This window comes from Empedobacter brevis NBRC 14943 = ATCC 43319, assembly GCF_000382425.1.
Taxonomy (GTDB): Bacteria; Bacteroidota; Bacteroidia; order Flavobacteriales; family Weeksellaceae; genus Empedobacter; species Empedobacter brevis.
Genome location: NZ_KB908295.1, coordinates 240,491 through 252,976, shown reverse-complemented (window position 1 = coordinate 252,976; position 12,486 = coordinate 240,491). Strand labels below are relative to the sequence as shown.

General features: G+C 32.7%; 9 protein-coding genes. 4 read left to right on the top strand and 5 right to left on the bottom strand.

Annotation, left to right across the window (positions count from 1 at the left end; translation table 11 throughout):
- Positions 1-6: 6 nt before the first annotated feature.
- Complete coding sequence (locus H277_RS0109775; protein WP_019975410.1) at positions 7-1,188, top strand: ABC transporter permease; 1,182 nt, start codon at positions 7-9, stop codon at positions 1,186-1,188.
- Positions 1,189-1,222: 34 nt separating this feature from the next.
- Positions 1,223-3,112, top strand: coding sequence for an ABC-F family ATP-binding cassette domain-containing protein (locus H277_RS0109770; RefSeq protein ID WP_019975409.1), 1,890 nt, complete (start codon positions 1,223-1,225; stop codon positions 3,110-3,112).
- 229 nt (positions 3,113-3,341) lie between these two features.
- Here the strand turns inward: H277_RS0109770 and H277_RS0109765 are convergent, their stop codons facing one another.
- Both H277_RS0109765 and H277_RS0109760 read right to left on the bottom strand, forming a co-directional pair.
- The gene (locus H277_RS0109765) at positions 3,342-4,514 is read right to left on the bottom strand and encodes a proline dehydrogenase family protein (RefSeq protein ID WP_019975408.1); all 1,173 of its coding nucleotides are present in this window, start codon (positions 4,512-4,514) and stop codon (positions 3,342-3,344) included.
- Positions 4,515-4,647: 133 nt separating this feature from the next.
- A complete protein-coding gene (locus H277_RS0109760; protein WP_019975407.1) occupies positions 4,648-4,896 on the bottom strand; it encodes a type B 50S ribosomal protein L31 in 249 nt (82 codons plus the stop codon).
- A 315-nt stretch (positions 4,897-5,211) separates the two neighbouring features.
- Here H277_RS0109760 and H277_RS0109755 point away from each other — a divergent pair, with 315 nt between their 5' ends.
- Positions 5,212-6,585, top strand: coding sequence for a hypothetical protein (locus H277_RS0109755; protein WP_019975406.1), 1,374 nt, complete (start codon positions 5,212-5,214; stop codon positions 6,583-6,585).
- Positions 6,586-6,657: 72 nt separating this feature from the next.
- Here the strand turns inward: H277_RS0109755 and H277_RS0109750 are convergent, their stop codons facing one another.
- From H277_RS0109750 to H277_RS0109740, 3 genes are all read right to left on the bottom strand, one after another.
- Positions 6,658-7,116, bottom strand: coding sequence for a LexA family protein (locus H277_RS0109750; RefSeq protein WP_019975405.1), 459 nt, complete (start codon positions 7,114-7,116; stop codon positions 6,658-6,660).
- A gap of 10 nt (positions 7,117-7,126) precedes the next feature.
- A complete protein-coding gene (locus tag H277_RS0109745; protein WP_019975404.1) occupies positions 7,127-8,383 on the bottom strand; it encodes a Y-family DNA polymerase in 1,257 nt (418 codons plus the stop codon).
- Between the two features lie 99 nt (positions 8,384-8,482).
- Positions 8,483-8,911, bottom strand: a complete 429-nt coding sequence (locus H277_RS0109740; RefSeq protein ID WP_019975403.1) for a CC0125/CC1285 family lipoprotein — start codon at positions 8,909-8,911, stop codon at positions 8,483-8,485.
- Between the two features lie 271 nt (positions 8,912-9,182).
- On the opposite strand from H277_RS0109740, the gene H277_RS0109735 reads away from it, so the two are divergent.
- A complete protein-coding gene (locus H277_RS0109735) occupies positions 9,183-12,473 on the top strand; it encodes a cytochrome c biogenesis protein (protein WP_019975402.1) in 3,291 nt (1,096 codons plus the stop codon).
- Positions 12,474-12,486 lie beyond the last annotated feature (13 nt).

The following is a 12,486-nucleotide window of genomic DNA, read 5'->3' as shown; positions in this document are numbered from 1 at the left end:
ACTGCAATGAAAACCATTTTTCATTTAATCATACGCGAATTTAAACTCTTCTTCAAGAATCCTGTTCTACCTGTCTTGTTTTTAGGAGCACCTATTATGTATGGCATTTTGATTGGAAACGTGTATAAAAAAGGAAATGTAACCGATTTGCCCATTATTGTAGTAGATGAAGATCACACCACAACAAGTCAGAAAATTATTCAAATGTTGGATGAAAACGAATCAGTTCACGTTATAGAAGTACTTCCTTCCACTTTTGATTCTAAAAATAAAGCGTTAGCCATAGGAGCTGAAGTTGTCGTTGTAATTCCCCGTAATTTTCAAGCTGATTTACAACAAAAAAAATTACCCGAAATTGCTTACTTTGTTGATGGATCCAATACATTGACATCCAATACTGCTGCAATCGCTGTTACCACTGTTTTGACGACTATGAAAGCCGGTATTTCAATTGAAACAGCTCGTAAGCAAGGTGTACCTGAATTTGTAGCCACGCAAAGTTATGAACCTTTCAAATCGACCATGATTCGGCAGAATATCAGAAGTGGAAATTACCTCTATTTTATGCTTCCGGGTGTTTTACTTACTGTTTTACAACAAGTTTTATTGTTAGGATTAGCACTTTCTTTTGCTTCCGAATTTGAGAATAAAACATTTAATGAACTCATTGGAAAAACATCCAATCCTTTTACAATTCTTTTTATCAAAACATTTCCCTATTTATTGATGTCAGTATTTATCTACCTGCTTTATTATTGGTTCGGAATGTTTTATGAAATGAAATTAGAAACCGAATTTTGGCCGTTCTTCTATGCTTCTCTTGCCTTTATTTTAGCCGTTTGTTTTTTAGGATTCCTGGTAAGTATTTTACTTCCAAATCAATTAAAAGCAACTGAAGTATTGATGGTTGTTGCGACACCAAGTTTCATTTTGAGTGGTTTCACATGGCCATTAAGCCAAATGCCAAAATGGATTCAAACAATTGCAGACTGTATTCCATTAACGCATTATTTGAAAATATTTCGAATTCTCTTCATCGAAAAAGGAGATCCCTCTTTAATTCAACCCCATTTAAATAATTTAATTGTAATAGGAAGTAGTTGCTTTGTCTTATCTTTGGCCATCCTAATCGTTAAAATCAGAAAGGCTAAACAGTCAATGAAGGTAATCGAAACAGAAAAGATTTAGCCGCTATTTTAACTTACAAAACAGATAATATAACATGAATTTTCTAACAGTTGAAAATCTAACCAAATCATACGGAATCCGAACATTATTTGAAGACGTCAACTTCCATGTAAATGAAGGTGATCAAATAGCTTTTGTTGCAAAAAACGGGAGTGGAAAATCTACTTTACTTAAAATTTTAGCTGGATTAGAAACACCTGATTCAGGAGATATCCGCCCAAACAAAGGTGTTAAAATCTTAATGCTGGATCAAAGCGATGATTTTGACGAAAATTTAAAAGGTGAAGAATATATTTTCAACCATTCGAATGAAGTTTTAGACGTTGTACGTCAGTATGAAAACATAATCGAAAATGATCCAACAAACCCTGAATTAGTTAATTTAATGGGGAAAATGGATGTTTTAGAAGCTTGGAAAGTTGAACCTACGATTAAAGAGATTTTATCAAAATTAAAGATTGATTTCTTGGATCAAAAAATTGGAAAACTTTCAGGGGGTCAGCGTAAACGTATTTCGTTAGCAAAATTCTTAATCGATTTAAGCTTCGAGAATGGTTATGTTCTTTTAATTTTAGATGAGCCTACTAATCATTTGGATATCGAAATGGTAGAATGGTTAGAATATTTCTTGAATAAAGAAAATAAAACGTTGATTCTCGTAACACATGATCGATATTTCTTAGATGCGATTTGTACCAAAATTTTGGAAATGGAGGATAAAACACTCTATGTACATGCTGGTAATTACGAAACCTATATCACCAATAAAGCATTGCGTATTGAAAACCAAAATGCAACCATTGATAAGGCGAAAAATCTTTACCGCAAAGAAATTGAATGGATGCGCCGTCAGCCACAGGCTCGTACAACGAAGTCTAAATCTCGAATTGATGCGTTTTATGATACAGAAAAAGTTGCTAAACATAAAATAATCGATCAACAGGTAAAATTAGAGATGGTCATGACACGTTTGGGTCAAAAAATCATCGAGATGGAACACGTTTCGAAAGCATTTGGGGCAAAGAAAATTTTAGATGACTTTTCTTATATTTTTGCGCGTGGTGGAAAAATTGGTTTAGTTGGAAAAAATGGAGTGGGTAAAACAACTTTCTTAAAAATGCTGGAAGGAATTGAACCTGCTGATTCCGGAATGATAGAACGTGGAGAAACATTGAATATCGGACATTTTAAGCAAGATGGTATTAATTTTAAAGAAGATGAGCGTGTCATCGAATTTGTAAAAGACATCGCAGATTTCTTCCCGCTTGCAAATGGAAAAGAAATGCGTGCCGAACAATTCTTAGAAATGTTTTTATTTACACCGGAACAACAACATACTTATATTTCTAAGTTAAGCGGAGGGGAGAAAAAACGTCTTCAATTATTGGCCATTCTATACAAAAATCCAAACTTTTTGATTCTTGATGAGCCTACAAACGATTTGGATTTGCCTACATTAACCGTTTTAGAAAATTTCTTAGAAGATTATCAAGGTTGCTTATTAGTTGTTTCTCACGACCGTTATTTTATGGATAAAGTGGTAGACGAATTGATGATTTTTGAAGGAGAAGGGAAAGTTTCTCGCTATATGGGAACCTACACAGAATACCATATTGAAAATAAAAATAAACCTGAATCCGAAGACAAAAAAGTTGAAAAAGAATTTGTTATTCAGGAAAAAAATGAAGCGAAAGAAAAAATAAAAGATACTAAACCTCGAAAGTTATCCTTTAAAGAACAACGAGAATTAGAGCAGCTAAACAATGATTTACCAATTCTTGAAGCGAAAAAAGAAGAACTCACAAATTTATTATCTGATCCAAATCTGAGTTACGATAAAATCGCAACCATCGGAGATGAATTACAGAAAATTGTAGACGAACTGGAAGAAAAAGAATTTCGTTGGTTAGAATTAAACGAATAAAAAAAAAGGAACTTTTTTAGACAATCCTAAAAAGTTCCTTTTTTTTGCCTATACCAGTACTTGAAATCTGTACTTATAATCATATGATTGTTTTTGAGAGTGGTAGAATACTCACTATTCTACTAAAAATGTCTCTGAACATTTTTCCTATTTTATTTTTCTTTCCATAAAAATACCCCCAACTCGTTGAAAACTTTTTGGAGGCAGTATTATGTTGAACCTTTTTATTCTATTTTGATTTTTTACGACGCTCTAATTCTTTTTCAATTAAAGATAATTCGCGTCCTGTTTGTCCTGCAACAGAAGTATTTTCTTGTGCACGACGAACCAAATAAGGCATTACTTCTTTGATTGGTCCATAAGGTAAATATTTTGCAATATTGTATCCTAAATGCGCTAAGTTAAACGAAATATTATCACTCATTCCAAATAATTGTCCAAACCAGAAATTTGGATTGTTCTTCTCTATTCCGTTTTCATTCATTAATTTAATCAGCAATTCACAACTTTCTTCGTTATGTGAACCTGCGAATAAACCAAAACGTTCTTTATGTAACGTCATAAATTCTAACGCTAAATTATAATCTCTGTCCGATGCTTCTTTATTTGGTTGAATTGGAGATGGATATCCTTCTGCTTGCGCACGAGCACGCTCTTTTTCCATATATGCTCCACGTACAATTTTAAATCCTAAATAATAACCTTCACGTTCTGCTTTCTCATACATTTCTTTTAAGTAAGCCAAACGATCATGACGATACATCTGCAAAGTATTCCATACTAATGCACGTTTTGTATTGTACTTCATCATCATTTCGTCTGTCAAATCATCCGCAGAATCTTGCATCCAAGTTTCTTCAGCATCAATCATGATATTAACATCTAAATCATATCCTTTTTGACAGACAGCTTCGAAACGTTGACGAATATTTGCCCAATGCTTTTCTTCTTCAGCTGTTAACGTTAGCTTCTTTCCTACTTTCTCGAATAATTCAATTCGGCCAAATGCTGTTGGTTTAAAAACAACGAATGGAATCGAAGGATTCGATTTTGCTAAATCAACCAAGTGCAACATTACATCACGCACTTCATCAAATTGTTTTTCTTCTGTCAATCCTTCGATAGAATAATCCAGAATTGAACTTACATGATATTTAAATAGTTCGTTTGCTACTACAACTCCTTGTTCTGCTGTTTCCCCTCCCACAAATTGTTTGTAAATTGTTTCGCGGATAGCTGGTTTAACAAATGGTAAATCTACTGCAAATGGTAAGTTAAAAAACTTTGTTCCAAATTTTGTCAATGCGGGGCTTCCGATCAACTTATATAAGTAATAGGCTTTCTTTAAATCTTTATCTGATTTTGATTCAAAAGCAAACTGTGTATTGTCGAATAATGACATGTGAGTTAATTATTTTTTTGTGTTATAAAACGAGTACAAATTTATAATTAAAACCTGATTAAATTAAAAAAACCTACAAGAATTTCTTGTAGGTTTTAGATATATTTTAATGATTTCAAATAGTTTCCTATTCTTATCCTTTTTTAGCATATTTGTTTCTGAATTTGTCGATACGTCCTGCTGTATCAACTAATTTAGATTTACCTGTGTAAAATGGGTGAGATGTAGAAGAAATCTCCATTTTGATTAATGGGTACTCTACTCCGTCAACAACTAATGTATCTTTCGTATCTGCACAAGATTTTGTGATAAATACTTCTTCGTTAGACATATCTTTGAATGCTACTAAACGGTAATTTGTTGGGTGGATATCTTTTTTCATTTTTTTTAATCTTCTTTGTTAACTTTATTGGAGTGCAAAGATAATATTCTTTTAAGAATGTTACAATCAATTTTATTGAAAAAACAGTTAAAATAATACGTTAAACAAATTTAATTTCGAGTGTAATGGGCTTCTTAAAATTAAATCTGTATTTCTTGTACACATTTTTTTCGTGGTGCAAATATAAACATTTTAGTAATTTACACAAATATTTTTAGAATAATATCATCATAAAATTCTAATATTTTATCTTTGCTTATAAACAATAAATCCCTGTATTTGTTGTTTACTTATTATTAATGAATCATTAATTCTATGAATGTAAAAACATTGATCGCCGGACTTGGTATCGCTTCTTTGATTGGATTTCAATCGTGTCGCGATGATTTTGACTACGACCCGATTACTTCTGAATTGCGTTATAGCAAAGATACTGTTTCCGTAGATACCGTCTATAATTTCTCAAAATCAGAAACATATCTCTTAAAAATTTATAATCCCGAAAATGATGACCGTGTCATTCCAAGGATATACTTAACCCGCGGAGATAAATCTTTTTTCAACATAAATGTAGATGGAAAAGCCGGAACAAGTTTTGAAAATGTACCCATTCGCAAAAAAGACAGCCTGTTTATATTTGTAGAAGTTAATGCCCAAGAAGCTCCTCTTAATCCACTTTACGATGATGAAATTAATTTTGAATCGGCCAACTCTTCTAAGAAAATCAAGTTACTTTCTTGGATAGAAAAAGCAAAAATTCATCCAAAAGATGCCACCATTTCTACTGCAAACTGGAATGTAAATGAGGCACAGGTAATTGATGGTAATTTGACTGTTACAACTGATTTGACTATCGAGAAAGGAACGAAAGTTTATTTCAAAAAAGGAGCTAGTTTAACAATTGGAAACAATGCAAAGTTTACAGTTAATGGGATGTTGAATGAAGAAGTTAAATTTCGTTCGGCACGTCATGACAATAAATATGATTCGATCCCGAACCAATGGAATAAAATTGAATTATCTCCAAACAGTACCTCTACTATTCATTATGCAAAAATTATTGGAGCCGACACCGGATTACATGTTAACCAGGCTAAACTAGCGATTAGCAATGCTAAAATAGTGAACAATCAATCGTATGGAATCTTGGCTACAAATGCGACAATTACAGGTTATAACCTGGTGATGAATAATAGTAATTTAGCAACTTTAGCAATAGAATTTGGAGGATCGTACGAATTTTATCATTCTACTTTTGCAAATTATTTCAATTTCGCAACAGCTGCCGGACCTGCATATTCACTTTATTTAAGCAATGAGAACAACGATAAAAATGTTTCTGCTTTAACAAAAGCTACTTTTGGAAACTGTATTTTCTATAATGAACGTACTCCAAATGCTATTTTATTGGAGAAAAAAGATGGTGCTGTATTCAATTATTTATTTGACACCAATATTATTCATAATGCAGATACCTCTACATTAAATGTGGGAACTTCTTCAAATTTTATGGATAATATTACATTAGATCCTATGTTTGAAAACACAGCCTATCACGCAAATAAATTGTGGGTAAAAGAAACCTCTCCGGCTAAAAATAAAGGAAAATTAACTTTTGCACAACAATACCCATTCGATTATAATGGTCAACCCCGAGGAACAACTCCTACAATTGGAGCCTATCAATAAAATAAAAAGGTCGAGTTTTGCTCGACCTTTTTATTTTTATATTCCTTAGTAAGGTTTCAAATAAAATAATCCTTAAATTCTATTTGTTTTTTCTCTTATTAGTACACCCACAACACCCAGAATTATAATCTCGTCTCCCTCTTCAATTTGGACGCTATTTTTATAGTTCTCATTAAGCGCTATCAATTTATTATTCACTTTATCAAAACGCTTCAATGTGTAATCATCATTATTCACTGAAACAATAATGTCGTCATGATGCAACGGAAGCAAATCTGTCCGTATAACCAAAACGTCATTTTTTTGATAAACAGGATACATTGAATCTCCTCCTACTACAATCAGAAAAGTAGATTCAGGATGTGTTAAATACCGTTCGTCTAAACTTATTCTATCATCTACAAAATCTTCGGCAGGCGAAGGAAAACCTGCATTTACATGCCCAAAATTCGAAATATAATATTTTTTACCTTCTGTATTAATTTCATAAACACGAAGTTCTTTGTCTATTGTTTTTGTTTCTCTCTCCATTCTTCAACTCTTAATAAACCACCAACAAATCTTTCCATTTTGTAGTATAACAGGGAGATAATCTATTTTGACGCATTTTCCATGTTTTACCCAAATCTTGAGAAGCTAACTTAACTTTTGTAGCGCCGAATTTTTTATTCATTAAATCTATTGTTTTCATCAGATTTGGATGACGGTGATTCTCTTCTTCAAAAAGTGATACTTGTCTTTGATCAGACGAAACAATTCCTGAAACAATAACTCCGGCTTTCTTATAGTCGTATCCTTCTTTATAAATTTGCTCAAAAGCTTTGACTGCAAATTTTGATAACGTAATACTCGAATTCGATTGATAAGGTAAATTGAATGAAATGGAGCGATAGTATTGGGGTTTATTTTTATCAAACTTATTGGTCTGAATAAATACTGTTACCAAATGACAAGACGAATTTTGTTTACGAAGTTTTTCAGCACACGAAACAGCAAAGGTAGACACTCGTTCTTTCACGTATTCAACATTATTTGTATATTCTTCAAAACTTCTTGTTGTCACAATAGTTTTCTTAGCCGAAATTGTTTCCAACTCTAAAACAGCTTCACCCAATAAATCTTTTTTTAATCGTACCCCAGTAATAGAAAATTCTTTTCGAAGAAAATTATCTTTCAATTGCACAAAATCAAATGCTTTATTTATTCCCATCATTTTCAAACGCCGTGACATTCGTCTGCCTATTCCCCAAACATCTTCTATATTGAGCCATTTTAAGGCCTTATAAATTTGTTCTTGTGTCTTAATGACATAAACACCTTGATGAACTTCCGCAAATTTCTTTGCAATATGATTTGCTAATTTAGCTAACGATTTTGTTGGTGCTATTCCTACACAGACAGGTAATTTCGTACACTGATAAATCTTTGATTTAATATCTTTTCCATAAGTGTTTAAGTCAAAACAATCAAATCCTTTCAATTTTAAAAAACATTCATCTATCGAATAAATTTCTTGATCCGGTGAATACAGCGAAAGAATAGACATTACACGGTTACTCATATCGGCATACAACTGATAATTTGACGAAAAAACGTTTATCTTTTTTTGTTCAAATATTTGTTGGAATTGGTGTGCTGGTGCTCCCATCGGAATACCTGCTAATTTTGCTTCATTGGAGCGCGATATAACACATCCGTCATTGTTAGACAAAACAACAATTGGCTGATGAAGAAGTTTCGGCTGAAAGACACGATGGCAGCTGGCGTAAAAATTATTACAATCAATCAATGCAAACATGGTACAAAGTTGAGAAGATAAAACGCCACATTGTGTCATCGAAAACGTTAATTTATTTCAAAATTTAAAAAGTCACCCAAATTTGAGTGACTTTTTAACTTATTTTATTTTATACTTCTTGCGTAAATCTTTTATCACAATTCCCGGTTCATACACTGTTTGGTATTTCAATGGCTTGTTATTTTTGAAATATTGTACCTTCAACCATGTATCATTATTATCCAATTTTGTATAACTGTTACTTTTTTCTAAAACTTTGTCATTAACTGTACTTAAAATAGCAAAATAATCAAAGTTATTTCGCTGACCAATTTCTGCAGCTCTCAACAATGCATAATCAAAATTTTTGTTTTTCTTATTGTACTCATTTCCGTCAAAACTCACAATATAAATATCATTCTTTACTTTTTCTTCTGTATAACCGCCACTTCCATTATCTTTTTGGTATGCAACAGCTTTGCTGTTATGACAACTTGCTAAAGTCAAAACAAAAACTCCAACAAATAAAAATTGAATTGCTTTTTTCATATTAATACAAATTAGTTCATAAGCTTTAACAAAAGTTATTCCTTTTAAGATATTTTTTTTAAAATTCTAAATATTTTCTTAATAAATTATTTTAGAATAAAATGACATTCGATTCAAATCTTTATTTAATGAAGTTAAATTCAGTGGATTAAAATCAATTTCATAACTTCTTATTTAACATTCTATTAACTCATCCATTCTAATAAAAATCATTTAAGTTTTAATGCTTTATCTGATAAACTCGCCTATTTTTGTAAATCAATTATAAGTAATGAGTAAAATAGAAAAATATTTATTTTCTACCAGAACCATGACGGTCTTGCTTTTCATTTATGCTGTCGCTATGGGGTATGCCACTTTCATTGAAAATGACTACGATACGGCTACTGCAAAAGCTGTTATTTACGAGGCAAAGTGGTTTGAGGTTTTAATGATTTGGTTGATCGTTTTGTTCTTAATGAACATCAAACGATATCGATTATGGTCGAAGGAAAAACTTCCTTTATTGGTTTTTCACTTAGCATTTTTGTTTATTTTTATTGGAGGAGGAATTACTCGTTACATCAGTTTCGAGGGAGAAATGCCTATTCCGGAAGGAGGAACAAGTAACGAAATCACATCGTACAAATCATATTTCAAAATGATGGTTGATGATGGTACACAGCGTTTAGCGTACGACAATCATCAGTACAACATGACGTATTTTGATCGAAAAGACAGTACAAGCGCGTTGTTTTACAGACAATTTGAAGGTGAATATCAATTCAAAGACAAAGTGATCAAACTGCGTACATTTGATTTTATTCCTCACGCTTTAGATACAGTTGTAAGAACAAAAGAAGGAATCAACGTTTTAGAAATTGTTACCGTTGATCAAGGCGGACGTAATTCGGTATTCATCAGAAATGGTGAAATAAAAAGTGTAAACGGAACGCTTGTTTCTTATAATCGACCACAAGATGGTGCTGTACAAATTACAGGTGAAGGAGAAAATTTAGTCATCAAATCTCCTTTCGAAGGAGAATATGTACAAATGGCCGGGCAGCAAGTCGGACAAATTACAGACATGCAAAAATTGCAAGAAGGTGCAGGAAAGGTACAGTTTAATGTTCCTGCTCCATTAAAATTGCGTTCGTTATATACCATCAACGGTGCTCAGTTTGTGATTCCTAATCCGGCTTTCAAAGGAGAAGTCTTATACCGACAAGGTTCTAAATTTAAGGCAGAAGAAAAAAATCTTCCAGGAGCCATTAAAGCTGAAATTATTGTAGGCGATAAACGCGACACCGTAACCATTGTTGGAGGAAAAGGTACTACAAATTATACAGCTGATGTACAAATTGACGGAATGAATATTTCGTTAGGATATGGTTCTAAAATGGAAAAAGTACCATTTAGTATTCGTTTGGATGACTTTATTCTAGATCGTTATCCTGGTTCTACAAATCCATCTTCTTTTGAGTCTAACATTACAGTTATCGACGAAGGAAAAGAAACAAAACATCACATTTATATGAACAATGTAATGGATTACAAAGGTTATCGTTTCTTCCAATCTAGTTATTTCCCAACAGAGGACGGAACAATTTTATCCGTTAATCAGGATTGGTGGGGAACTAACATTACTTATTTAGGTTATTTCCTATTATTTGGAGGAATGTTCGTTTCATTATTCTGGAAAGGAACCCGATTCATCCAATTAAATTCTTTATTGAAAGGTTTACATACTAAAAAAGTAAATATTTTACTTCCATTATTTTTACTTTCTGGATTCGCTTTCGCTCAAAATCCAAGTACAACTGACGGAGGAAAAAATGCGCATCAAAAAATTCAGACTGACTCAGAAAGTGGCAATGTTCATTCATCAGAACATATCGGAAAATTTTCTACTAAAATGGCGGATGGTGATGAATTAGCTAAAAATGTGAAAATTCCTGATGAACATGCAGAAAAGTTTGGTCATCTTCTGATCCAGGATATTGAGGGCCGTATAAAACCGATTAATACACATGCTTTAGAAATTCTTCGAAAAGTTTATAAAAAAAGTAAATTTCACGGTTTATCTGCAGACAAATGGTTTATTTCTTTGCAATTAGACCCTGCATATTGGGTGAATGCTCCAATGATTGAAGTTGGTGAAAAAGGTGGAGATCGTTTAAAGAAAATCACAAGTGCAAACGAAGATGGTTACACCTCTTTAATGAACTTAATAGATCCTAAAACAACACGATTCAAATTAGATAAAGCCTACAATGAGGCATTCTCAAGAAAACCTTCTGAACGTTCTAAATTTGATGAAGAGGTTATAAAAGTTACAGAACGTTTCAATATTTTAGATCAAACAGCAAAAGGATATCAATTAAAAATTATTCCTGTTCAAAACGATCCTTCTGAACGTTGGACTTCTTGGATTTATCAGACACAAGAAAATCCGGTAGAAATTGATACAATGGCACTCGGAATGGTAAGTGTTTACTTTAACATGGTTTCGAAAGGAATTGAAAACGGAGATTGGACACCTGCTGATAATGCTGTAGATTATATCGATAAATACCAACACAAATGGGGGAAAAATGTTGTGCCTTCTCCTACAAAAGTTGAAATTGAGGTATTATACAACAAATACAATGTTTTCTTTTGGGTAATGGTAGCTTATTCAATGGTTGGTGGAGTATTGATGATTTTGTCATTCATCCAATTGTTCTCAGAGAGTAAAATATTACACCGAATAATCAACGTCTGTATAGGTCTATTGGTTGTGATATTTATTATACAAGCAGTCGGTTTAGGTGTTCGTTGGTACTTAACAGGACACGCTCCTTGGTCAAACGGATACGAAGCCATTGTATTCATCTCTTGGATCAGTGTGCTAGCAGGAATGTTATTATACAAAAACCGAAATGCCTTTATTCCGACTACGGGAGCTATGGTTGCTGTAATTATGATGGGGTTTGCACATGGAGGTTCTATGTTGGATCCACAGATTACACCTCTTGTTCCTGTTCTTAAATCTTATTGGTTGATTGTCCACGTTGCAATTATTGTTTCGTCATATGGTTTCTTTGGGCTAAGTGCTATTTTAGGTGTTTTCTCATTAACTATCATGATGATTAAACCAAATAAAAAGATTGAAATTTCTTTAAAAGAGATGACTTATGTTTCTGAAATGTCTTTAACAATTGGAATTTACTTATTAACTGTTGGTACATTTCTAGGTGGTATGTGGGCAAACGAATCTTGGGGACGTTATTGGTCATGGGACCCAAAAGAAACGTGGGCTTTCGTTTCAGTGATTATTTATGCTGTCGTTTTACACATGCGTTTAGTTCCTGGATTAAGAGGTAAATATGCATTTAATGTAGCCGCTATGTGGGCTATTTGGTCTGTAATTATGACTTATTTTGGTGTGAACTATTATTTATCTGGTTTACATTCTTATGCGGCCGGAGATCCAATTCCAATTCCTTTTTGGGTTCCTGCAACAGCAGTTGGAATGTTAATCTTATCAGCAGCAGCTTGGTATTTCCAGAACAAGATTTATCATGTAAAAACAAAAGAATAATATTTAAATTATA